Origin of the sequence: Paraeggerthella hominis (assembly GCF_021044775.1) — a bacterium.
Lineage (GTDB): Bacteria > Actinomycetota > Coriobacteriia > Coriobacteriales > Eggerthellaceae > Paraeggerthella > Paraeggerthella hominis.
The window spans coordinates 16,633-40,691 of sequence record NZ_JAJNOQ010000004.1 but is presented as its reverse complement, the minus strand read 5'-3'; the positions used below and the strand labels follow the sequence as shown (position 1 = coordinate 40,691).

At 61.0% G+C, this 24,059-nt stretch carries 20 protein-coding genes; 16 read left to right on the top strand and 4 right to left on the bottom strand.

Annotated features, from left to right (window positions below; translation table 11 throughout):
- The first annotated feature begins 60 nt into the window (after positions 1-60).
- The 8 genes from LQE90_RS05600 to LQE90_RS05565 all read left to right on the top strand — a co-directional run bounded on the left by LQE90_RS05600 (position 61) and on the right by LQE90_RS05565 (position 9,715).
- Positions 61-270, top strand: coding sequence for a helix-turn-helix transcriptional regulator (locus tag LQE90_RS05600; protein WP_114567647.1), 210 nt, complete (start codon positions 61-63; stop codon positions 268-270).
- Positions 271-274: 4 nt separating this feature from the next.
- Positions 275-841, top strand: a complete 567-nt coding sequence (locus tag LQE90_RS05595) for a hypothetical protein (protein ID WP_216528830.1) — start codon at positions 275-277, stop codon at positions 839-841.
- 370 nt (positions 842-1,211) lie between these two features.
- Positions 1,212-2,186, top strand: a complete 975-nt coding sequence (locus LQE90_RS05590; protein ID WP_216528831.1) for a serine hydrolase — start codon at positions 1,212-1,214, stop codon at positions 2,184-2,186.
- Positions 2,183-3,364 (top strand): coiled-coil domain-containing protein, encoded by a 1,182-nt coding sequence (locus tag LQE90_RS05585; RefSeq protein WP_216528832.1) that lies wholly within the window; start codon positions 2,183-2,185, stop codon positions 3,362-3,364. Before LQE90_RS05590 ends, LQE90_RS05585 begins: the two co-directional genes overlap by 4 nt.
- A 582-nt stretch (positions 3,365-3,946) precedes the next feature.
- Positions 3,947-5,008 carry a phenylalanine--tRNA ligase subunit alpha gene (gene pheS / locus LQE90_RS05580; RefSeq protein WP_114567678.1) on the top strand — a complete coding sequence of 354 codons (1,062 nt, stop codon included), beginning with the start codon at positions 3,947-3,949 and terminating at the stop codon, positions 5,006-5,008.
- A gap of 13 nt (positions 5,009-5,021) precedes the next feature.
- Positions 5,022-7,493: a phenylalanine--tRNA ligase subunit beta gene (gene pheT / locus LQE90_RS05575; RefSeq protein WP_216528833.1), complete on the top strand. Its 2,472-nt coding sequence runs from the start codon at positions 5,022-5,024 to the stop codon at positions 7,491-7,493.
- A gap of 110 nt (positions 7,494-7,603) precedes the next feature.
- Positions 7,604-8,464 carry a DegV family protein gene (locus LQE90_RS05570; RefSeq protein ID WP_114567642.1) on the top strand — a complete coding sequence of 287 codons (861 nt, stop codon included), beginning with the start codon at positions 7,604-7,606 and terminating at the stop codon, positions 8,462-8,464.
- A gap of 366 nt (positions 8,465-8,830) precedes the next feature.
- Positions 8,831-9,715, top strand: a complete 885-nt coding sequence (locus LQE90_RS05565) for a methionyl aminopeptidase (RefSeq protein ID WP_114567641.1) — start codon at positions 8,831-8,833, stop codon at positions 9,713-9,715.
- Between the two features lie 66 nt (positions 9,716-9,781).
- Here LQE90_RS05565 and LQE90_RS05560 read toward each other — a convergent pair whose 3' ends face one another.
- On the bottom strand, positions 9,782-11,443 hold the full coding sequence (locus tag LQE90_RS05560) for an FAD-dependent oxidoreductase (RefSeq protein WP_216528834.1): 1,662 nt from the start codon (positions 11,441-11,443) through the stop codon (positions 9,782-9,784).
- Positions 11,444-11,716: 273 nt separating this feature from the next.
- Here LQE90_RS05560 and LQE90_RS05555 point away from each other — a divergent pair, with 273 nt between their 5' ends.
- From LQE90_RS05555 to LQE90_RS05540, 4 genes are all read left to right on the top strand, one after another.
- The gene (locus LQE90_RS05555; RefSeq protein ID WP_225749525.1) at positions 11,717-13,177 is read left to right on the top strand and encodes a helix-turn-helix transcriptional regulator; all 1,461 of its coding nucleotides are present in this window, start codon (positions 11,717-11,719) and stop codon (positions 13,175-13,177) included.
- 404 nt (positions 13,178-13,581) lie between these two features.
- Complete coding sequence (locus tag LQE90_RS05550; RefSeq protein ID WP_216528835.1) at positions 13,582-14,403, top strand: hypothetical protein; 822 nt, start codon at positions 13,582-13,584, stop codon at positions 14,401-14,403.
- Between the two features lie 88 nt (positions 14,404-14,491).
- Positions 14,492-15,637 (top strand): helix-turn-helix domain-containing protein, encoded by a 1,146-nt coding sequence (locus LQE90_RS05545; RefSeq protein WP_216528836.1) that lies wholly within the window; start codon positions 14,492-14,494, stop codon positions 15,635-15,637.
- Positions 15,638-15,763: 126 nt separating this feature from the next.
- Positions 15,764-15,934 carry a hypothetical protein gene (locus LQE90_RS05540; protein ID WP_181792612.1) on the top strand — a complete coding sequence of 57 codons (171 nt, stop codon included), beginning with the start codon at positions 15,764-15,766 and terminating at the stop codon, positions 15,932-15,934.
- Between the two features lie 272 nt (positions 15,935-16,206).
- Here the strand turns inward: LQE90_RS05540 and LQE90_RS05535 are convergent, their stop codons facing one another.
- The 3 genes from LQE90_RS05535 to LQE90_RS05525 are packed head-to-tail and all read right to left on the bottom strand — an operon-like array spanning position 16,207 to position 18,475.
- Positions 16,207-16,635, bottom strand: a complete 429-nt coding sequence (locus tag LQE90_RS05535) for an FKBP-type peptidyl-prolyl cis-trans isomerase (protein WP_216528837.1) — start codon at positions 16,633-16,635, stop codon at positions 16,207-16,209.
- A 32-nt stretch (positions 16,636-16,667) separates the two neighbouring features.
- A complete protein-coding gene (locus tag LQE90_RS05530; protein WP_216528838.1) occupies positions 16,668-17,177 on the bottom strand; it encodes an FKBP-type peptidyl-prolyl cis-trans isomerase in 510 nt (169 codons plus the stop codon).
- Complete coding sequence (locus LQE90_RS05525; RefSeq protein WP_216528839.1) at positions 17,174-18,475, bottom strand: glutamate-cysteine ligase family protein; 1,302 nt, start codon at positions 18,473-18,475, stop codon at positions 17,174-17,176. The genes LQE90_RS05530 and LQE90_RS05525 overlap by 4 nt, the downstream gene beginning before the upstream one ends.
- A 264-nt stretch (positions 18,476-18,739) precedes the next feature.
- Between LQE90_RS05525 and LQE90_RS05520 the strand changes: the two genes are divergently transcribed.
- From LQE90_RS05520 to argB, 4 genes are all read left to right on the top strand, one after another.
- Positions 18,740-20,449: a polysaccharide biosynthesis protein gene (locus LQE90_RS05520; protein ID WP_225749519.1), complete on the top strand. Its 1,710-nt coding sequence runs from the start codon at positions 18,740-18,742 to the stop codon at positions 20,447-20,449.
- 197 nt (positions 20,450-20,646) lie between these two features.
- Positions 20,647-21,711: an N-acetyl-gamma-glutamyl-phosphate reductase gene (argC, locus tag LQE90_RS05515; protein WP_216528840.1), complete on the top strand. Its 1,065-nt coding sequence runs from the start codon at positions 20,647-20,649 to the stop codon at positions 21,709-21,711.
- Between the two features lie 32 nt (positions 21,712-21,743).
- The gene (gene argJ / locus LQE90_RS05510) at positions 21,744-23,075 is read left to right on the top strand and encodes a bifunctional glutamate N-acetyltransferase/amino-acid acetyltransferase ArgJ (RefSeq protein ID WP_216528841.1); all 1,332 of its coding nucleotides are present in this window, start codon (positions 21,744-21,746) and stop codon (positions 23,073-23,075) included.
- On the top strand, positions 23,072-24,049 hold the full coding sequence (gene argB, locus LQE90_RS05505) for an acetylglutamate kinase (RefSeq protein ID WP_114567629.1): 978 nt from the start codon (positions 23,072-23,074) through the stop codon (positions 24,047-24,049). Before argJ ends, argB begins: the two co-directional genes overlap by 4 nt.
- The last annotated feature ends 10 nt before the right edge of the window (positions 24,050-24,059 follow it).

Here is a 24,059-nt window from a genome sequence, read left to right as displayed (position 1 = left end):
AATATATTTATGACATTGCGTACAGAATATTAGGCATAACAGGAAAAGAGAAGGTGATTTATGGGAGGGAAAAAGAACTTGCGCATGAAGGCGGCGCGCGTGGCGTGCGGCCTTTCGCAAGCCGAGTTGGCGGCGGCGGTCGGGGTGACGCGCCAAACCGTCGGCCTTATCGAAGCCGGTGGGTACAACCCCACGCTCAACCTGTGCATTGCGATATGCAAGGTGCTGGGCGCAACGCTTGACGACCTGTTCTGGGAAGAAGGAGAGTAGCGATATGAAGCTTATCGAGCAGTGGAGGGCGTACGTCGGCCCTGTTGACGAACGGGTGGAAGCCGAGTCGAATCGTATTTACAAAGTCGGCTTCATCATGTTGACGTTCGGCCTTCTTGTGGCGCTTGGTTACGACACCATGGTCAGGCAGATCGTGTGGATGCACGAGATCGACATGACGGGATCGGGGGTTATGCAGTTCGATATGTTCCACGTCATGGTGGTCTCGTGGCTGCTGCTGACGTGCCTTGCGTGTGCGGTGCTTCAGAGTCGCAAGGGGTTCGCGGACGATGGCAACCGCTTTTCGGAAACCGACCGCTTCCCTGGCGGATACTTCGCCTTGGTGTCGGGGCTTGCGGCGGTGGTCGCGGGCGTCCTGATCGCACTTTTGCGAGTCCTCGCCGAACTCCAGGTACTTGGTTCGGTTGGCGCCTCCGCATGGTTTGCCGCCGCAGTGCTGGGGTTGTCGATTGCGGCGTTGCTGTTCGTCCTGCTTGTGGTTGCCTTCTACGTTTCGTTCCGCGCGGCGAAATCCCGTCGCCGGGCAATCGGGGCCCTGCTGGACGACTAAGGCAGCTGCACGTTTTTGCGCTTGCAGCCCGATGCCCCTCGTTGCGCTGCGGAGGGTATCGGGTTGCGGAAACCTCGTGCCCATACTTTGTTAATTGAAGGGAGCAGGCTTGTTGCTGGGCCGCCGTTAGGGAATACTGCGCATGCAGGAGGCGCGTTGCAGCGCCGGGAATCGAACGGCGCAGGCGCGCCGGGGGGAGGCGTGCGTGGCGGGTTGGCCCCAGAACAAGCGAATTCATCGCGGTCGGTCTCTCGGTTGGATCGGCGTAGCTGCGGTGGTCGTTGCAACGGCCGTTGCAACGTGCGCGGTCGTCAGCGCAACGGACGCTTTCACAACCCGGCACGAAAAACCGTTCCCGGTAAGTTCTTCCATGCGCGAAGAGCGTGGATCGACCGATGCCGTTCCTGATCGATTAACGAATTCGGATCCGCGCGCGGCAATAGAGATCGCGCGTTCGGCGCTCGATGCGGCGCCCATGACAGATCTTGTGAGCGTGTTCGACGCTGCAACGGGTGCTGCGCGCGAACTTGACAACAAGGAAGCTCCCGAGGTGGTGCGGGCTGTCGACGCGTTTCACGAAGCTGGCTATGAAGTTGGGTTCGTCGTATATGATTTCTCGGTCCAACGTGGCATGAACTACAATGCTGACGAGGCGTTTTTCTGCGCGAGCACCATGAAAGCCCCCTTTGTTGTCTATGCGGTGCAAGACGAGATCGACCTTGGCTTTGCTTCTTTCGAAGACATGGTGATCGAAGACGTGGCAGTAGAGGGCACGGGCGTCATGGCTTTCGACGATAAGGAAGAGTACCGTTTGGAAGACGTGCTGGCCAATGCCATCGTCCATTCGGACAACACCGGCTACGCGTTGTTGCGCGAGCGCTTCAGTTACGGGAACTTCGAATCGTGGTGCGCCGCCGCAGGCGTGGACGCATGGGCCTGGGAAGGCGAGTGGTATCCGTATTGCACGCCGCTCGACCTGGCCAAGCTGTGGTTGAACGTAGGGTCGTACGTGGCTGCCGGGCAGGGCCATGCCTCATGGTGCGCCGGTCTTTTGTCTCAGACGGACTCCTCGTTTCTGCGCGCTGCGCTCGGTGCGCGCGGCACGGTGCTTTCGAAGCCTGGATTCGAGATAAACACTCCCCAAACGGGCGCCGGAGCTCTCAACGATGCGGGCGTGGTGCTTGCCGGGGACGGTCCGTACGTGGTGGCTATCATGTCCGATGCCGACTACGATAGCGATTACTTTACAGACAACGAGCGCCTGATCGTCGACTTGGCAGCTGCATTGGGCGCCGCTCGTGATAAAGTGCTCGTTCATCCTACTGTTCAGGAGGTTCGTTCGTGAGGGTTTTTTCTCGCGCTGCGCTTTTGCTTGCTGCGGTGCTGACGGCGATTGTCTTGGCGGGCTTTGCCGCGCTTGGATGCTTCGCGTGGGCTGACGAGGACGCCCAGGCGAGCGCCGCCCAGAAAGCGGTCGACGACGCTCATTCCAGCTTGAGCGCTGCCGAATCCCGCATGGCCGCGCTTTCTTCCGATTACGATACGCTCAAGCAGGAGATCGACAAACTTCAAACGCAGATCGACGACATGGCGGCGGAGGTCTTGGAGGCTCAAAAAGCGGTGGTCGAGGGGCGCGCTGCGGTGGGCAAATTGGCCGTGTACGAGTATCGCACGGGCGGCTCGGCGCGCTCCCTTGTCGAGCTGGTCTTGGGCGCAGGCGATTTTTCCGAGCTTCTGCGCAACATGTCGTATTTGAGCAGCATCATGACGTATCAGGCCGATGAGGTTGCCGCGCAGCAGGAGCGCAGCAAGCGTTTCCAAGATCTTGCGGATAGCTTGAACTTCCAAAAAGACGAACAGGAAAAGAAGCTGGCGGAGTTGGAAGCGAAGAAGGCGGAAGCGCAGAAGGTGGTGGCCGACGCGTCTTCGCGACTGCAGAACGCCGAAAGCGACCAGGCTTCTCGCTTGGCCGAGCTGCAGCGCAAAGCAGAGGAGATGGCAGCTGCCGGCGCGGTGACGGATCCGGTGGAGGTCGAAGACGCGAACACGGTGGACAGGCCTTCGGTGGTTCCTCCGTCAACGCCGGTGGAGCCCGATCCGGATCCCGTTGTTCCCGATACCGGTGGCGGATCCGGTGGTGATTCCGGCGGCGGATCCGGCGGCGGCTCCAGCGAATCGCCTGGTGAAAGCACTGCCGGATGGTCGACGGGCGTGGCTTCCGCTTATGGAGGATCCACCGATCCCTACACGCCCAGCCCCGGCATAACGGCTACCGGCGCCGTTTGCGACGACTGGTCGATGGGCGTGGCCGTTCCCATGGCGTGGCCGAACTACTGGCAGTACTACGGACGCACCGTCGAAATATCCTACGCAGGGCAAACCGTGTTCGCTACCATCAACGATTGCGGCGGCATGGACGGAGGCCGTCGTTCTCTTGATCTGCAGCCCGGCGTGTGGAAGGCGTTCGGGTACTCGTCGTGTCTGGACTGGGGCTTGCGCACGGTCAGCTACCGTATCCTGTAGCGTTTCGCCTCGTTTCGCCGTTCGGCCGCGGGTCCTGCGTTCTCCCTCTTCGCGGGCCGGAATCCCGTGCGCCGGGGTGGTGCCAGTGTCAATCGGCGCGGGGCGCAGTTCGCCGCTTCGTCGTGGAATATCTCCTCACGTTCGACGAAATGCGCTATACTGCATCGTTACATGCGAAGACGAAGACAGCGCCGGGTAGCGGCGCCGCCTCCAGAGACGGGTCTCATCGGCTGAAAGGACCCGGGCGGCCAACGCGGCGATTCCCTTCCGAGCAGCAAGGCTGAACGCGGGGCGCGCAAGCGCGGACGTGCAGTAGGCTTTGACGGGGGCTCCCGTTACAGAGCGTAATGAGCGGGCGGCCAACGGTCGCGTGCCTTGCCTGGTCATCGCGATGTCCGGTCGAGCGTGCGCGCAGGTCGTCAACCGAGGTGGTACCGCGAGAGCCTTCTCTCGTCCTTGGATTGGGAAGCAATTCCCTCAACCAACGGCGAGAGAAGGCTCTTTTGTTTTTCGCCGCCGATGAGCGCGTTCGCGCGAGCTGCGGCGGCGTTGCAAAAAGAAGACGGAAAGGGAGCGCGAAACATGGCAATCGTGGACGAATTGGAGGCCTTGCGCACGCAGACGCTCGACGCGATCGCTCAGGCGGGCGAAACCGCCGAGCTTGAGCACGTGCGCGTGGCGGTGCTGGGCAAGGCGGGCACGCTGACGGGGTACCTGCGCAGCATGGGCCAGGTGGCAAAAGAGGAACGCGCCGCGGTTGGCAAAACCGTGAACGAGGTGCGCGTGGCCGTGGAGGAAGCGTTGGCCGCCCGCAAGGCCGAGCTTTCGGCTGCCGAGCTCGAGGCCAAGATCGGCGCGAGCGCGGTTGACGTGACGCTGCCCGGACGTGCTCAGCAGATGGGAACCCGTCACCTCATCAACCGTATAACCGACGAGGTCAGCGAGATTTTCCTTGGCTTGGGCTACACGGTGGCGCAGGGTCCCGAGGTGGAGACCGACTACTACAACTTCGAGGCGCTCAACGCTCCCGCCGATCATCCGAGCCGCAGCTTGGCCGACACGTTCTACGTGGTCGACCGTTCCGGCGAGAAGGCTGCGGTGCGCGGCGAGTCCGACGTGCTGCTGCGCACGCAGACCTCGGGCGTGCAGGTGCATGCCATGGAGGATCAGGACCTGCCCATCTACATCATCGCTCCCGGTAAAGTGTACCGTCGCGACGTGGCCGATCCGTCCCACCTTCCCCAGTTCACGCAGATCGAGGGCTTGGTTGTGGACAAGGGCATCACGTTCGGCGATCTCAAGGGCACGCTCGACTACCTGTGCAAGCAGCTGTTCGGCGAGGAGCGCAAGACGCGCTTCCGCGCTCACTACTTCCCGTTTACGGAGCCCTCGGCCGAAGTGGACGTAAGCTGCGGCATTTGCCACGGCGAAGGCTGCCGCTTCTGCAAGGGCACGGGCTGGCTGGAAATCCTGGGCTGCGGCATGGTCGACCCGAACGTGCTGTCCATGTCGGGCATCGACCCGGAAGAGTACTCCGGATTCGCGTTCGGCATGGGCGTCGAGCGCATTGCCTGCCTGAAGTACAACGTTCCCGACCTGCGCATGCTCCTCGAAGGCGACATGCGCTTCCTTCGTCAGTTCTAAGGAGCCGCAAGCTATGAAAATATCTTTGAAGTGGTTGAGCGAATACGTCGAGGTACCGGGCGACGTCAAGGCGTTTTGCGATCGATTGGACCTGACCGGTACGGGCGTCGAGGCTGTGGAGAAGACGGGCGCGTCGTTCGACGGCGTGGTCGTGGGCTACGTGGAGACGTGCGAGCAGCACCCTGACAGCGATCACATGCACGTGACCACGGTAAACGTGGGCGCGGACGAACCGGTGCAGATCGTGTGCGGCGCGCCGAACATCGCGGCCGGTATTAAAGTGCCGGTTGCCACCATCGGCACCGTCATGCCCGGCGATTTCAAGATCAAGAAGTCGAAGCTGCGCGGCGTTGCCAGCTGCGGCATGTGCTGCTCTCAGCGCGAGCTGGGCATCGGCGGCGATCACGAAGGCATTTGGATTCTTCCCGAGGACGCGCCTGTGGGCATGCCCATTGCCGAGTACCTGAAGATGTCCGACACGGTGCTCGATCTTGAGGTCACGCCGAACCGTCCCGACTGCTTGAGCGTGGTCGGCATGGCGCGCGAAGTGGGCGCTATGTATCGCACGAACGTTGTCAGCCCGCTTGCCGACATGGCTGCCAAGCTGGAGGTTGATGCGAGCGACCAGCCTGTTGATCAGGTGGTTCGCGTGAGCATTGAGGATTCGGTACGCTGCCCGCGCTATACGGCGCGCGTGATTCGCGGGTGCAAGGTGGGGCCGAGCCCCGACTGGATGGTCGAGCGCTTGGCCGCTATCGGCCAGCGCTCCGTCAACAACATCGTGGACGTTACCAATTACATCCTGTTCCTGTTCGGCCAGCCGCTTCATGCGTTCGACCTGGCCAAGCTTTCGGGTGCTGACGGATGCGCTTCCATCGTGGTCCGTGCGGCCGAAGACGGCGAGAAGCTGGTTACGCTGGACGGGGAAGAGCGCGCGCTCACGTCCGACATGACCGTCATCGCCACGCCCGAGCTCGGTGCGGTGGCGTTGGCCGGCATCATGGGCGGCCTTGACACCGAAGTGACCGAGGACACCGTGGACATCTTGCTGGAGGCTGCTGCGTTCGAGCCGGGCCGCACCAGCCGCACCAGCCGTAACCTGGGCCTGATCAGCGAAAGCTCCATGCGCTACGAGCGCGGGGTGGACGACCACGGCATCGACGAGCGCTCCGCTGCGGCCGCTGCGCTGATCGTGGAGGTCGCAGGCGGTCGCGTGAGCGCTGCCGCAGCCAACCAGCTCGGTATCGTGGACGAGTGGCCGATGCCGTCGCAGGCCGTCGAGCTGGAGTTCCGCGTTCCGCGCTTCTGCGCCATGATGGGCGCCGACATTCCGCGCGAGGACATCGTCGACATTCTCGAGCGCTTGGGGTGCGCGGTCTCGTCCGCTGACGGGGCGGACGTGCTGGCCGTGGTCGCGCCTACGTTCCGGCCCGACCTCGAACGCGAGATCGACCTGTACGAGGAAGTGCTGCGCCTGTGGGGCATGGACCGCGTGCCTTCCACGTTGCCCGGCGGCCCGGGTCGCGTAGGCACGCGCTCCGCGCTCGAGCATGCGCTCGATACCGTCAACGACGTTATGCGCGCAAGCGGCCTGAACGAGACCATGACGTATTCGTTCGCCGAGCCGGGCGACCTGGGTCGCCTGCGCATGTCCTCTGGAGGCTTGGGGGAGCCGGTCGAATTGATCAACCCGCTCAACGCCGATCAGTCGGTCATGCGGCAAAGCATCGTTCCCGGTCTGCTTCGCAGCGTCGCCTACAACCAGAGCCGCGGCGTGAAGAACGTCCAGCTGTACGAAACCGGCCAGGTGTTCTTCGCTCACGAGGGACGCAAGCAGCCGAAGGAGCGCCGTCGCGTGGCTGGCGTGCTGGCCGGCGCCATGCGCGATGCGGGATGGAACGAACGCCCCGACGCCTTCGACTTCTTCGACGGCAAGGGCGTTGTGGAAAGCCTTGCGCGCGAGCTGGCCATTGCGAAACTTCGCTTCAAGGCCCTTTCCGCCGAAGAGGCCCCGCATCTGCAGCCCGGACGCGCGGCCGAGGTGCTGGCGGGCGGCACCTCGCTCGGTTGGGTAGGCGAGCTGCATCCGCTGGCCGTCGATGCGTACGAGGCAACGGCACCGGTGGTGGCGTTCGAGCTGGACGTTGACGCGCTGGTGAAGTCAAGCCGCGCGTCGCGCGATTACGTGGACGTGCCCACGTTCCCGGCCGTGTCCATGGATGTGGCGTTCGTGGTGGACGAGGACGTTGCGCACGAGCGCCTCATGCAGTGCATGAACTCGGCTGGCGGCAAGCTGCTCGAGGACGCGCGTCTGTTCGACGTGTACCGCGACGAGCAGCGCGTGGGCGCCGGCAAGAAGTCGATGGCCTATGCGCTTACGTATCGCGCGGTCGATCGCACGCTTACCAGCGAGGAAGTCGACAAGGCTCACGAGCGTCTCGTGAAGAAGGTGTGCGGGGCGACGGGTGCCGAGGTGCGCGGTTAGCGTTTCGGTCATAATAGACTAATCGAGAGTATTGCGCGGTTGCTCGAGAGCGCCGCGCAGCCAGACGGCGGGAGCAATCCCGCCGTCTTCGCATGGGGGAGGCGACCAGCATGAACCAGAAGATCGCGATCATGACGGATACGAATAGCGGCATCATGGCCGAAGAGGCTCAGAAGCTCGGCGTGTTCGTCGTGCCTATGCCGTTTGTCGTAGATGGCGAGGAGGGCTTCGAGGGCGTGAGCCTTGACGCCGATCGGTTTTACGAGCGGCAGCGTGCCGGAGCGAACATCGTCACCTCCCAGCCTTCTATCGTCGACTTGGGGGAGCGTTGGCACGAGCTTCTGGGCACGTACGACGATATCATCTACATTCCCATGTCAAGCGGGCTTTCCGGGTCTTGCGAAACGGCATGCACCCTGTCTCGGCACTTCGAAGGCCGCGTGCACGTGGTGGACAACCAGCGCATCTCGGTCATGCAGCGCGAGTCGGCGATCGACGCGCTGCGCTGGGTTGAGGCTGGGCTTTCGGCGCAGGAGGTTTGCGATCGCCTTCATGCCACGAAGTTCGACGCGAGCATCTACATCATGGTGGACACCATGGCCTACCTACACAAGAGCGGCCGAATCACCCCGGCAGCTGCGGCCATCGGGTCGGTGCTCAAGATAAGGCCGGTCCTGCAGATTCAGGGAGAAAAGCTCGACGCGTTTTCGGTGGCCAAGTCCACGAAGGCGGCGAAGCGCACCATGTTGAAAGCGCTTGCGCGCGATGTGGACGAACGTTTCGGCGGTGTTGGCAACGTGCATCTTTACGTAGCTCATACGGATCGTGACGACGACGCGCAGTCGCTTGCGCAGGATATGCGGGACCAATTCGGCAGCGACGATGTGTTCGTGGATCGTTTGCCGCTGAGCATTGCCTGCCATGTGGGCCCCGGTGCCCTGGGCGTCGGGTGCGCGAAAATCCAAGACTAGGGCGCATGGCGGCGGTTCGGCGAAGCGTTGCGGGTTTCTGGCGGCGCCCGCTCGCCTGCCGATGGTCGCCCTGCCTTGATGCCCGGGCGACGGCTTCCCCGTTGCCCCCTTGCCGGCCCGCTGTCAAAATGGAAGAGTTTTGTTGGTCCTTAAATTAGGATAAAGGGAAGTGTCAGGCGATTGACCTGGTGCGATAAAAAACTCCCACGGAAGAATCGCCCCAACAAGGCGAAAAACCGCCGCAAAACTCATCCGTTTTGACAGCGGGCGCAAGGCATCGTTGCAGTACTTTGGTTGGCGCGCGTTTTCTGACTGTTCGCTTTCGCTAACAGCGGTACAATGGGCCGCGAAAGAAAGGATGCGCGTATGTATGATGGACTGATCAGTCCGGGCCGCAACGACGAATGTTGGTGCGGCAGCGGCAAAAAGTACAAGAAGTGTCACCTCGTCCATGACGAGCGGCTGCAAGAGCTGTACGAGCAGGGATTCGAGGTACCGCAGCGTTCCATGCTCAAAACGGCGGCCGATATCGAAGGCATCAAGCGCAGCGCCGCTATCAATATCGGCGTGCTCGATTACGTTGCCGAGCGTATCGGACCGGGCGTGACCACGGCGGAAGTCGATCGATGGGTGCACGATTTCACGGTGGAGCACGGCGGCGTTCCCGCCGACCTCAATTACGAGGGCTACCCGAAAAGCGTGTGCACGTCCATCAACGAAGTGGTGTGCCACGGCATTCCCTCAGAGGACGACGTGCTGCGCGAAGGCGACATCGTGAACGTGGACTGCTCTACTATCCTGGACGGCTACTATTCGGATTCGTCGCGCATGTTCTGCATCGGCGAAGTATCCGAGGAGCGTCGCCGTTTGGTGGAGGAAACCAAGAAAGCCCTGGAAGCAGGCCTTGCCGCGGTCAAGCCGTGGGGCTTGCTGGGCGATGTGGGAGCGGCTGTGAACGCGCATGCGAAGTCGTGCGGTTATTCGGTGGTGCGCGAGTTCGGCGGGCATGGCATCGGACTCGACTTCCACGAAGATCCGTTCGTGAGCCATGTTGCCGAAGCGGGTACCGGCATGGTGCTTGCTCCGGGCTGCTGCTTCACCATCGAGCCCATGATCAACGCGGGCGAGCAGGAAATCGACATGAGCGATCCGAACGGATGGACCGTTCGCACGGCAGATCGTTCCGACACGGCTCAGTGGGAGGTTCAGCTGGTCGTTACCGAAGACGGCTACGAGCTTCTGAGCTGGTAGGGAAGAGGGCTCGGCAGCGATACGCATCGCGCCGAGCCCTTTCAGGAGGGGAATAAGAAGGCTTGGTTATTTCTGGGCTACCATGCGGCCGATGACGTAGCCTTCGGTGTAACAGCGCCCGAGCGACAGTCCGAATACGGTGAGCGGGTAGTCGATTCCGCCATAGAAATGACCCGAGCAGTTGCCGATGGCGTACAGGTTTTCTATTACCTCGCCTTCCGGCGTCAGGCACTCGTGCTTTTCGTTGATGTCAACGCCGGAGCAGATGGCGCTCATACGCACGTGACGGTGAATGCCGTAATACGGCGGGGTGTCGATAGGGGCAAGGAACTTCGCCGCTTTCCCGAAATCGACGTCCTTGCCCGCCGCGGCCAGGTCGTTGTAGTGGGCGATCGTTTTCTTGAACGCTTCCGTATCGGTGATTCCAAGCTTTTTGGCCAGTTCTTCAAGGGTGTCGGCCTTGAACGTATTGATCTGCCCTTCGAACACGCCCGTGCGCTCGACGTTCTCTTCGGGCATGTAGGTCTTCAGGGCTTCGGGGTCTACCAGCTTTCCCGGCCAGTCTGCCGCTGCGGTCATGTAGTTGCTGTCGAACACCTGGCAATAGTGTCCAGCGTCCTCGGCCGATCTCAGATAGCAGTTCATGAGGGACATCTCTACGGTCTCGTTCACAAAGCGCTCGCCGTTCATCTTCACGGAAAGGAACGGCATGTCGCACATGGATGCGGGACCCGCATCGAAATCGTGGAGCATCTTCGTATGGGCAAGGTTCTCGATTTTGCCGCCGGCCCAGACTACCATCTTATGGCCGTCTCCGGTCTTGTTGTTTTGCTTGGGCTGGAAATTCGTCATGTCCGGCTGGTAATAGTGCAGCATGTCCTCGTCGTTTTGGTAGTCGCCACATGCTACGATCACGCCTTTCGACGCGTTGAACTGGACGTAGCCGTCTTTGCCTTTCGCGATAACGCCCACTACTTTGCCCGATTCGTTCTGGACGAGCTGCTCGGCTGGGGTGGAATAGAAGATTTCGACGCCTTCTTTTTCCGCAGTGGCCGCCAGCGCCCGCATGCCGTCGCCCGCGTTATAGGGCTTGGGTCCGAAGAAGGACGTGACGAAGTTCATGGTGTAGCCCTTGCGGTTGATCAAGGGTATATGCTGTTGGTTTCCTTGGTCGATAACCTGCGCGCCGCCTTCGGCTGCTTTTTCGATAACCCAAGACACTGCTTCCCCTGAGTTTTTCGCCCAGAGTTCGATGAGCGCTCGATCAGGGCGATGCTGGTTGTCGGTCATGAGCTGGGAAACGAGGTCCTCTATGTTGGCTTGATCGCTCGTTATCAGATCGATGCCGCTGCCCGAGTTGCCTTGGCTGATGGCCTGATTCTCTTTCTGAAGCAGTGCGACGCGCGCGCCCGCTTCCAAAGCCGAAAGCGCAGCAGGGACTCCGGATGCGCCTGCGCCTATGACCACCACGTCGTATTCTTCGGTGGCTGCGATATCGGTAATAGCGGCGGGCTTTTCCAGGAAAGCGGGCATTCCGGTTCGCAGGTGACCGGCTGCTGTGGTTTTCTCGCCTGCTCCGGCCTGGGCGCTCGCCGCGTTTTTCGCTGCGGTTTCTTGCGGCGCGCATGCGCTCAGGGCGCCTGCTGCCGCCATTCCCGCTGCTGTCATGCCGCCGAATTTGAGCAGATCTCGACGACTGATACCTTGCTGCTTGCTTTGCTTGGGCATGTTCATCCTCCTTGAACGTCGGTGCTTGCCGCGCTTTGACGCTCGACATCCGGTGGTCGAAGGTTTCTTCAGGGCGGCTCCCTCGGTCGAGACCATAGCGCTCAATCGATCCGCTTGTCTTTCGTCTACGGCTTTTCGCCTGGGGTTATTTCTATCATCCTTTGTTATCACCCTAGTTTTACCAGGGGTTTTCCTGCGGCTGAGTTTTCCGGATGTTTTGAAGCAGCCGTTTCCTTCGGTACAATGGGCTGCAAGCATGCGGCAAGGGGAACGGTGTTTGGGGAGATTCTTATGGCGAAAAGCGATCAGACCGAGCAAGGAAATCGTCCGCCGGGACCTCTCTTTCCTTGGATGCCCGCGATACCCGTGTTCTTTTTGGGGCTTGGCGTGTATCGTGCTTGGATCGAGATCGTGTTCGTGGGTTCGTTCATCTCGTTTCCGGCAACCGGGGTTGCAAGTCATGATGTGTTCGATCTTGTGATGATCGCGACGATGTTCTCATGCGCGGCTTTAGCTAAGCGCATCGGTCCCTTGTTCGGTCGTAAATCGGTGTACGTGCTGGCGGGTGTCGCGCTGGTCCTTTCGACGTGCTGCATGTTCGTCTCTATCGGAGCGCCTTCGCTTTCAGTGCATATGGGATTGCCCGCCGCCTTGCTGGGCGGGTTCGGCATCGCTTTGGTCATCCTGCTTTGGTCGGAGCTGTACAGCTGTCTGAATCCGTTTCGCGTGGCGTTGTACTACTCGGCTTCCATGATGGCGGCGGCGTTGCTCATCTATGTATGTCGGGGGATGTCCGTCTCTTGGCTTGCGGTGGTTGTGCCGGCGTTTCCCGTGGTGTCTCTTGCGTGGGCGGCAGCTAGCTTCCGATCGCTTCCGGCAGACGAGCTGCCTTCGGCGTCTGCGACGTCGTTCTCGTTTCCGTGGAAAATCGTGCTGCTCATGGCTATCTATGCGTTTGCTTATGGGCTCAAGGAATCGTCGATGTACCAATCGACCTTCGGGCCTCATTCGGCTTTCGGGACGCTCGCCGTCGCAGCTATTGTGTTCGTCGGGGTCATTGCTCGCGGCGGCAAATTCGATTTCGCCATCATCTATCGGCTGACGTTGCCGCTCATGGTGGCGGCGTTTCTCATTCTTCCGAACGTCGGGGTGCTCAACCAGGCTATGTCCGATTTCTGCACGAGCGCTTCGTATACGGCGTTTTCCGTGCTCGTCATGCTCATCATGGCAAACTTGAGTTATCGCTACGGCGTGTCGGCTGTTTGGCTGTTCGGCATCGAGCGGGGCGTACGTGCGCTGTTTTCGCTGCTTGGCCGTCAAACTGAAATGCTGCTCGGGTCTCCGACGTTTGGTCTTGCGGGATCGGATGCGGTGTTGAGCGGTCTGGTGATCGTCATGGTGGTTGCCGCTACCATGATCTTGTTTTCGGAGAAAGAGCTTTCCAGCCGTTGGGGCATGACGTTTCTTGCCGAGTACAACGCGCAGGCCGATACGGCGCTCGTCAAAAAGCAAGAGCTCGCAAATCGCTGCCAGGCGCTTGCGCGCGAGCGGGGTCTGTCTCCTCGCGAAGAAGAGGTGTTGCTGCTGCTTGCCCAGCATAAAACGGTGGGGTCGATCGAACGCGAGCTGTTCATCGCGAATGGTACAGCCAAAACTCACATACGGCATATTTACCGCAAACTCGACGTTCACTCGCGAGACGAACTCATAAACTCGCTTGGTCTTTACGAATAGAAAACAAACATACGTTCGTTTTCTATGGTATACTGTCAAAGAAAGAAAAGAGCCAGTGCAAGCGCTGTTTCCCATCGGGCCTTCGCGATGGGCAGCCCATAGATGGCGTCGGTGTTCCGCGTCGCCCGTACCACGCTTGCAAGATCCTCTCAAATCTTGGGACGCTTGCGAAGGGGTGCTTGCCATGCTGGATATTCGTCGAGGAATGTGCTGCGTCGAATCCGAAGCTCTTGTGCTTGTTGAAGTTATGCCCTTATGCTGCATTGACCCGCTTGAAGCTGCGGCTCTTGCAATGCAGATAGAGGCGGCCGCAGATTCTGACTTATCGTCCTTCGGTCTGCCCGTGCGCTGCGCTGCCGTTATGCCCTGCGCGACGGCGCTCGCATTCGCCGAGGAGGTTGGCGATGTCGTGTTTTGATCTGCACGCGGCCGAGGGCTCGTATTGGGAGCAGAGAAGAGAGCCTGTCGAGAAGCTGCCTACCCTTCAGGATTTGCTGGCATGCTGCAATGTCGATGCGTTCGTTCGGGTTGTCTTGGACGAACATGCTGCGCGGCTTTGCGCGCCCTGCGGCGACGATTCGCCCAAGCGGCGTCGCAAGAAGGAGCGTCGGCTAGCCCGTACGCTTGATTCGATGAAACGTATGCCCATCAAGCGAAAGGGCGGGCGCGATCGAGTCCTTTTGCCGCGCGAGTTCTTTATTCCCCATGAGCAGACGGGCTTGATCGAGCGGCGCGTGGGCGTTTGGCTCATGCGCCGTGCGGACGTTCCTCTTGCCCGGGCTGCGCTCAGGGCGCATCCCGCAGAGTCCGTTGAGCAGAGCGTCAGTCTACCGGAGCATTCTCTCGCGCTTGCTCCTTGGGAGGACGCGTTATCGAGTCGCGTGTGGCTCGGGGGTTCTTGGAGCCTGTACGAACGCTACCTCGTGCTCTCGTCTGCATTCTGGGAAATGACGTATTTCGGGTTCGATCGCGACTGCGTCGCGGCTGCTCAGGCGCGTGCGAAAACGAAAACGCCCCCAGAGGATTCCGTATTCGACGGGCGTCTTTCCGCCACGGTGTCTGATTTGCGTTTGCGTAGGGCGACGGAATTCGGGCTGATCGTTCCCGATCGTTTTGACGAAGCGCGCCGTGCGTGTTTCGCGGCGCGCGTGGCTCGCCTCAATCGCGCTGCCGATCTTGATCTTTGCTGTCGGATCGTGGATTTGGAGGAAGGCAGGGGCTCTTGATAGGGCTCGCTGGACACGTGTCAAGCGTCATCGTATGATGGCGATCAGTTGGAAGACGATGCGGATGAACAGGGAAGGGAGGGCTGCCATGATCACCGTAGGGGACGTGCTTGCCCTTCCTGTGTTCGAGAGCGTGCGCCTAGCCGCTCCTTGCGAAGGCTTTGCCGGTCGTCCCGTTGTGAATGCGGGCATTCTGGACGAAGAACCTCCTGCGAACGGGTACAGAGAGTTCTTCCCGAACGAGTTCATCCTTTCGTCGCTCGGGTTCGCGCGGCGCGATCCTGCCTTGGCGGAGCGCGCTATCGTCTCCGTCATGGAATGCGGCGTAGCCGCCCTTGCCATCAAGCCCGCTGCTCAAAACGCCATCGGTCCGCGCGTTATCGAGCTGAGCGAACGGCGGGGCATTCCTATCCTGTTCTACGAAGGCCGATACTACGAGCAGATATTGTCGTCGGTTCTCTCCCTTATTCGAACCGATCAAGAGCAGTCCAGCAAAAGCCGCCTTATCGATGGCCTTGTGGCCGATCGGGTGGCGGCTGACGTCCGCGCCTCAATGTACGACATAGCGCGCGCAACGGGGGCGACGCTGCAGTGCTTTGCGGTGCAGCCGGTGGGCGGCGACGACTGCTCTTTGTATGCGGAGCTCAGCGCATTGTCTTCGGTGCTCGCATCGTTCAGGAAAGACTGGGGGAGCGTTGAAACGGCGTATGCGTGTCGCTATCACGATTGCTTGCTGGCGTTCGTGTCGTATTCCAGGCCTCCCATTGACGGACGCTCTCATTCCGAACCCGATCTGATCGGTCGCATCGAGGCGATGTCCTCCGTGCGTTGCGGGGTGAGCGAAGAGGTCCCTTTGGGCGAGGGCGATCTGGCCGTTCGCCAGGCGCGGTTCGCCCTTGAGCGCGCACGGGAGTCGGAATCGGCGGTCGTTCGATGGGCCGATCTCGGCGTCGATGCTTTTCATGCGGCTGCGCGGGCCGATAGGTTGTTCGCTCGCACAAGCGCGTTGTACATGCGCGAGTTGGAGCTGCACGACCAGTGCAATGATACCGATCTTCTGGCAACGGCGCGTGCGTTTGCGGAGGCATTCGGCGATGTCCGGAGCGCGGCAGAGGCTCTTTACCAGCACCCCAACACCGTACGGTATCGTTTGCGCAAGATCAAAGCGGTGCTCGGAATGCCCGATTCATCCGATCGAGAGCTGGCTCGCTTTCTGTCGCTCGTGTTCGTGTAGGCTGGCTTATGTACAGGCTTTTGTGCAATTGCACAAAAGCCTGCATGCGGCTTTGGCTGCTCGTACAACGGTCTAGCGCGCCCTGTCGTCTATGCTGGACGTACCGAACAGGAAGGAGCCAGCAAGATGAACGGATTGAACGAAGCAGCCGTTTCGGCTATGGCCGGGCTTCCGCTTGAAGACCTTTCGTACTGCCTCAAGTTGGCAAAGCGCCTTGAAAGGCTTGGCGTGGACGGAGAGCGTGCGAGCAGCGGCTTGTGCGATCTGATCGAGCGGGACGCAATTCCATCTGAATAGAACATTTCGCCAGACGGTCAAAGGTTTCCCGACCAGATGCATCGAGGGCTGCGTTGAGAGCGACGTGGCCCTCGATGCATTGCTGGTTCGGATTGCTCGCTTGGGCGGCATGCAACATGCCCGCGCTTCGTCAGTTCCTTTTCGTGCGGTTCGCACGATGCCTTGCGCGCTTCTCTCCGCGCGTTGCCGCCAGCGCGCCGCCAAGGAAATCGACGCTAAAACAAGAAGACGCCCGCGGGCGCCTTCTTTGAAAAGATATGGAGCATCGACCGTTAGTCGGCAGCCTCAACCAGCGTGATCTCGAAGTTGAGGTCCTTGCCCGCTAGTTCGTGGTTCATGTCAAACGTTGCCACGCCATCTTCGATAGACTTGACGAACACGGGGAAGGGCTGGCCGCCAGGGCCCATCATGTACACGGTCTGTCCCACGGGAAGCTCGTTGCCATTCGGGATCTGATCGATGGGAACCTGCTGGATCATGCTGTCGTCGCGCTCGCCGTACGCCTCGGCTGCGGGGATATGGACCGTTTTCGTCTCTCCCTGAGCCATGTCCTTCACGGCCGTGTCGAAGCCGGGGATCATCTGGCCGGCCATGCACGTGAACTCGATGGGCTCGCCTCGATCCACGGAAGAATCGAACTTGGAGCCGTCGTCAAGCGTTCCCGTGTAGTGGACCTTGACCTTCTTGCCTTCGTTGCTCATAAGAGCTCCTTTTCATCTAGAAATCAATATCCTCAGTCTACCTGAGTGTTTTCGTCATTCTCGTCGGCGGGACAAACTTGCTCCAAGTTGCCACAAGTTTGCAAGCGTCCTCTTGGAGGCATGTCGTGCGCCTCAAGCAGGGTTATCTCGAAATTCAGCGCTTTGCACACGGCATCGTGGTTGAAGTCGAATACGGCGTGTGTATTCGACAACTCGATCAAACGAGCCGGGCACACGCGTCCGTCGACGCCTTCCAGGCTAACGATCTCTCCCACGACCAAACGGGCGTCTGAAGGAATCCGATCGAGCGGCATCTCCATGACCCGATCGTCTCGGCGATCTTCGTAGGCGACGTCCGCCCCTGCGCGGGCAAGCCGCGTTTCGCCAACGGCCATGTCGCGCACCGTTTCGATGAACTCCGGCGGCATCCACCCGTCAAGGCAAGGGAATTCGATGGGCTGCTCGGTTTGGTCGATGAACGTGAACCCATCGTCGAAGAACCCGCGGTACGCCACCTTCACCAGGCGCCCTTCGTTGCTCATCGGGATCTTTCCGCAAGCGTTGCCAGCGTCGTGCGCTGCTCGACCAGGCGGGCAAGCGGTTCCAGGTGGGGGCGGTCTTCGGCTTCCAGTCCGCGCTTGGCCAGCTCGATCACGCGATCGCACAGCTTTGCGACGGGCTTTCCGTACACGGTCGCCTCGTATCCGTGCGCCATGAGCGCGTTTTTCGCATCCTCGTAGTCCCTCGCGTTCACCTGTGCGAACAGCTCGTCGAGCGCATCAAGGCTTTCGGGGGAGTAGAACAGCCCCTTGATAAGGCTCGCATACGCGATGACGTAGGGGATGGGCATGGCATCCGCGGGCCTGATCTCAATGTAGGTTTTCAGGCGCACGTCGTTGAAGAACATGGACACGGCGTGCTCCACTTCGGCGCTCGTCATGACGCGGTCGGCGTAGATGTCGCCGAACGTGCGCTCCGAATAGCACCACTGCTCCTTTTTGCAGGGAACCAGGATGGCTGGAGCGTCAAGGATGTAGGCGGCGTAGCTTCGAAGGTCGAACCCGGGGTCCAGCACGCCCGGCACCAGTCCGCATCGATCGTTGTCCATGTGCTGCCAGATCTTGGTGCGCACCAGCTGGTGCGTGCGGGGCTTCCCTTCGAACACGGGCGTGTTGTCGGTGATAAGCGACAGGATCGGGACCAGCGCATACGCTAGACGCAGCTTGCGGAGGCAGTCTGCCGTGCTGGTGTAGTCGATGGACACTTGCGTAGAGGCGCTGCCCCGCATCATGCAGGGACCGCACGTGTCCTTCTCGCTCAAGTACAGGTTCATGAACTGGTAGCGCCGTTTCGGAATGAGCTCCAAGCTGCGCGCCGTTGCAGTTGGGTGGTACCCCTCGGTGAGCATGCGCTCGCCCACGGGCGTTAGGATTTTTTCGACCAAGCGCTCGAACTTGTCGAACGTTTCGCGAGCTTTGTCCAGGTCGGAGAAGGGGCCCGCAGAAAGCTCCACCTGGGCGGCGGGCTCGATGGTGACAGCTTCGCCCGGGCGGGCCACGCCCAGCAGATCGCCTTCGGGGTCGGTGGTTGCTTCGGGGTACTGAGCGCGAAGCTGCTCGAGCAGCCAGGCAACTCCGTGTTGACCGCTATAGGAAACGGGGCTCATATCGTCGTGCACGATGGTGTGCTCCAGCTCGATTCCCAGCTGGCCGCGGCTTCCCTCGGGCTTGATGCCGCTCTCGAAAAAAGCCGTCAGCGCTTCAATGTTTTGTTCGCGCGCGGGCTGGTGCTGCATCGTGCAAGCGGAAGCCGCGCCGTCGCGTGTGGCTGTTTTATTCATGTAGCAGACTCCTGAACATCGTATGACCGATGAAATCGTACGGTATTTTCTATACAATACTCTTTTGGTCGCCGAGCTTGTCGGCAAAATGATATCCATTCGCTTTTCCATTCGGGGACGAGGCTGGGTTTGGACGTTCGTATCACAAAAAGAACAGCGCTACTGCTACTGCTCGACATAGTTACAACATACGCCGCGTATTGGCTGGCATCTCTTCTCACCGATGTGGAAGGCGAGGTCTTCGTCAACAACGAGATCTACTTTATGCTGGGCATCTTGGCCATCATAAACGTCGTTGTGCTGGGAATGTTCCGCCTCTACAGCAACTTATGGGAGTATGCCAGCGTTGACGAGGCGATCCAGATCGTCTTGGCCGTGGTGCTTTCCACGTTGGGCGGCGCCGTGTTTCTTTGGGTCATCGACGTGCGCCTTCCCATACGCGTGTTCTTCGTGGCCTGCTTTCTGCTCATATTCTTCATGGGGGGCATTCGCTTCCTCTTCCGCGTCATGCGGCAGAAAGGCCGCGCGCTCGCCTCGGCGCAGCGCACGTGCGATCGCCCCCGGACGCTCGTGGTGGGCGCAGGCGAAACCGGCTCTCTGGCCATCGGCCGCATGGCCTCGATGGATCCGCTCATGCCCGGCATTCCGCTGGTGGCCACCGACGACGACCGATCCAAGCGAGGCAGCCGCATCCATGGCGTGAAGGTGGAGGGCACTACCGACGACATCGTTGCGCTGGTTGACAAGTACGACATCCGGCAGATCGTCGTGGCCATTCCGTCGTCGACGCCCGAGGAGCGCAAGCGCATTTACGGCGAATGCACGAAAACCGATTGCAAGCTGCGCACGCTGCCGAACGTGCGCGAGCTTTCGCTTGACGAGATCGGCGACGTCACCTTGCGCGACGTCGATGTGGCCGACCTGCTCGGCCGCGAGGAGATCGTGCTCAACACGCGAGCCGTGTCGGGCTACATCGCGGGCGAGACCGTGCTTGTCACGGGCGGTGGCGGTTCCATCGGCAGCGAGCTGTGCCGTCAGCTGTGCAAGGTGGCTCCTGCGCGCATCGTCATCTTCGACATTTACGAAAACGATGCGTATATGCTGCGCAACGAGCTGCTGTCCGAGTACGACGACATCGAAGTGGTTATCGAAATCGGAAGCGTATGCGAAGAAACGCGCATCGACGAGGTGTTCTCGAAGTACCGCCCTGCCGCGGTGTTTCATGCGGCCGCCCACAAGCACGTTCCCTTGATGGAGTCGTGCCCGCGCGAGGCCCTGCGCAACAACGTGTTCGGAACGCTCAACACCGTGCGCGCAGCCGATGCCTACGGCGCCGCCCGCTTCATCTTCATCTCCACCGACAAGGCGGTGAACCCCACCAGCGTCATGGGAGCCACCAAGCGCATGGGCGAAATGGTGGTCCAGTATTACGCACGCACGTCGAAGACCATCTTCTCGGCAGTTCGTTTCGGTAACGTCCTTGGCAGCAACGGCAGCGTCATCCCGGTGTTCCAGCGCCAGATCGCCGCGGGCGGGCCGGTTACGGTCACGCATCCTGAAATCGAGCGGTTCTTCATGACCATTCCGGAAGCCTCGCGTCTGGTCATCCAGGCTGGCGGCATGGCCCATGGCGGCGAGATCTTCATTCTTGACATGGGGGAGCCGGTCAAGATCGTCGACTTGGCGAAGGGCCTTATTCAGCTGCAGGGGCTCACGCCCGACGTGGACGTCAAAATCGTGTTCACGGGCCTGCGCGAAGGCGAGAAGATGTACGAAGAGCTGTTGATGGACGAAGAGAGCACGCTTCCCACCGACAACCAATCCATCATGATCTCTACCGGTCAGGACATCAGCTACAACGAGGTGGCGGCGAAGCTCGATGAGCTGAAGGTTGCTTTGGGTAAAAGCGACGAAGAAGCGGTGGCCATTCTGGAAAGCGCCGTGCCCACGTACCGCCACACGCCGAATAAGTAGCAGGGCAGCTGGAGTGTTTTCGAGCAGCTGCTCTGCTGCTCGTGTATCCTTTTCATTTCCATGCTTGTCAAACGGCCAGATCTTTTTTAGGATGGTCTCCGGTATTGAATCGCTTCTGTTTTGTGCAACCGCACAAAACAAGCGAGCCGAAACGTCGAGCCTGCGGTGCGGGCATACGGAAGACGGAGGGGATCGACATGGCGATCGCAACGGGAATCGTTGGAGCGGCCGGATTCGCAGGCATTGAGCTGACGAGGCTCATTTTACGTCACCCCGAGTTCGAACTGCGCGTGGTCACGTCCAACGAATTGGCCGGCTCGTCCGTCGCTTCCGAGTATCCCGGGTTCACCGGAGCTACCGATCTTGCGTTCTCCACGCACGATGGTCCTGCGCTCGACGCATGCGACCTCGTGTTTCTTGCCGTGCCGCACACTGCGGCCATGGCCATGGCGCCGCGCCTTGTTGAGCGCGGGGCAACGGTGGTCGATCTTTCGGCTGATTTCCGTTTGAAGGATCCTGCGGTTTACGAGCAGTGGTATGCAACGCCCCATACGCAGACCGACTTGCTTGCGCGGGCTGCTTTCGGCCTGCCTGAGCTGTTCCCCGACGATCTTGCCCGTGCGGCTGTCGACCGGGCGGAAGGCAAGGGCGTGCTGGTCGCGTGCGCGGGCTGCTATCCTACGGCCACGTCGCTTGCGGCTGCGCCTGCGGTGCGCGCAGGGCTTGCCGCCGATGGCGCGCCGGTGGTGGTTGATGCTATTTCGGGCGTGACCGGCGCTGGCAAGAAGGCTTCTGCCCGCACGCACTTCTGCTTTGCGGACGAGAACCTGGAGGCGTACGGTGTCGCCACGCATCGCCATACGCCCGAGATCGAGCAGATCCTTGGCATGGACGGGCGGCTCGTGTTCACGCCGCACCTTGCGCCGCTTAACCGGGGGCTGCTTTCGACCGTCAACATTCCGCTTGCTGCCGATGTCGCCGACGATGCAGCCGCCGTCCTCGATCGTTACCGCGCGTTTTACCGCGATGCCCCGTTCGTGCAGGTGCTTGACGCCGGCTTGATGCCCAAGACATCGTCGGTCGCGGGCACGAACTATGCCCATATCGGGCTTGCCGTCAATGAACGCGCGCGTATGCTCATTGCGGTATGCGCTATCGACAACCTGGCGAAAGGCGCGGCCGGGCAGGCCGTGCAGTGCGCGAACGCGGTATGGGGAATACCCCAGACCTGCGGTCTTGAACCGATTGCCGTTCCGGTGTGATTCCCGTCGACCCTCACGAGAAAGAGGCTGTTATGACGCACCAGACCAATTCGCCGACATCGGCCACGGGCGATTCCGTGGCGCCTTTGCGCCCGGTTTCCGCGCCATTCGGCGCGACGGTGCCTCCGCCGGTCGAGGGCGGCGGCGTGACGTCCGCGCGCGGATTTCGAGCAGCCGGCGTGCATGCGGGCTTCCGCAAGGAGGTCGGTCGCTTGGATCTTGCGCTGGTCGCTGCCGACCAGCCGTGCGCCTGCGCCGCCGCATTCACGAAAAACGTGTTCTGCTCGGCTCCGGTCACGGTATCGCGCCGACACCTCGACGGCGTGGGCTACGGCACGGCGCGCGCGGTGGTGGTGAACTCGGGAAATGCGAACGCGGCAACGGGCGCTATCGGTCTTGAAGCTGCGGAAGAGACGGCTCGCCTTGCCGGCGACGCCGTGGGTTGCCCTGCTGACGAGGTGCTGGTGGCCTCCACTGGCGTCATCGGCGTGCACCTGCCCCTGGCTCCGTTCGGGACCGGCTTGCCCCAGGCGGTCGGCCAGCTTTCAGCGGAAGGCGGCGCCCAGGCGGCTCGCGCCATCATGACGACCGACACGCGGCCTAAGGAAGCTGCCGTCACGTTTTCGGGCGACGGCGTTGGCTACGACGGCTGCACGTTCACGGTGGGCGGCATGGCGAAGGGCTCCGGCATGATCATGCCGAACATGGCCACGATGATCGCCGTCATCACGACGGATGCGCCCATCGCGTCCAATGCGCTCCATGACGCGCTCGTTCGTGCGGTCGACGTCAGCTTCAACAAGGTGACGGTCGATTCCGACACGTCGACGAACGATTCGTGCTTCCTGTTCGCAAGCGGCGAGGCTGCACCGCAGGGCGCGCCGTCGTTCGATCCGTCCGGCTTGGCGTTCGCGCGCTTCGAGCAGGCGCTTCATGCGGTTTGCCAAAACCTTGCTCGCGCGATGGCTGCAGACGGCGAAGGGGCAACGCGTCTGGTCACGGTTAACGTGTCCGGTGCTGCGACCGACCAAGATGCTGACGCGGCGGCCCGCGCCGTGGCCAATTCGCCGCTGGTCAAGACGGCCGTGTTCGGTCACGACGCCAACTGGGGCCGCATTGCGGCGGCCATCGGGAAAAGCGGCGCCGCGTTTCGCCAGGAAGACGCTGCAATCGACATCATGGGCATGCCCGTGTGCCGGGGCGGCTTGACCGTCGCGTTCGACGAGGACGAGGCTTTGCGCCGGTTCGAGGAGGCCGAGATTGTCATCGACGTAGACCTCGGCGCAGGAAATTCGGAAACTACGGTTTGGACGTGCGACTTCACGCACGACTACATTACGATCAACGGAGATTACCGCTCATGAAATACGCGAAGGATACACGCCCCAAGGGCGCATCAACCAAGGCTGCCGAAGTCCTCGTCGAGGCGCTGCCGTGGATTAAGAACATTACAGGTAAAACCGTTGTCATCAAGTACGGCGGCTCCGCTATGGTCGACGGGCGGCTGCGCGCCGACGTCATGAACGATATCGTGCTGCTGAAGATCGTCGGCGTGAATCCCGTTATCGTGCACGGCGGCGGCAAAGCTATCACCGAAGCCATGGATCTCATGCAGTTTCCCGTGGAGTTTCGGGAAGGCCAGCGCGTCACCACGCCCGAGGCCATGGACCTGGTGCGCACGGTGCTCATGGGCAAGGTGAACCAGGAGCTTGTCGAGGCATTGAACGAGCATGGCAACTTCGCCGTAGGCGTGAGCGGCGCCGATGCGGGCGTCATCGTAGCCGAGCAGGCTTCGCCGGAACTGGGCCGCGTGGGCCGCATCACGCGCATCAACCGTCCTCTTCTGGACGACCTCGTAAGCGCTGATTACATTCCCGTGGTGGCCTCGGTGGCCCTTGGCGAGGACGGCGGCTTCTACAACGTGAACGCCGACATGGTCGCCGGTCATATAGCTGCGGCCATCGGCGCGCACAAGGTGGTGTTCCTCACCGACGTGGACGGCCTGTACGAGAACTTCGAGAATAAAGATTCGCTCATCTCGAACCTGACGCTGTTCGAGGCGCAGTACATGGTTGAGAACAATATCGTGTCCACGGGCATGATACCCAAGCTCAAGTCCTGCATTCACGCGTTGGATGCCGGCGTGTTCCGCGCTCACATCCTGAACGGGACAACTCCGCATTCTTTGCTGCTGGAGCTTTTGACCAGCACCGGCGTGGGAACCACCATGCATTCCACCGAGGAGGCATGCGCGTTCGATTCGCATCCGCTGGGTAACTTCGCTTCCAAGCTTTTAGAGAATCGCCAGGCAGCCAACGCGGTATCGTCGAACGGTTAGGAGCGCAATC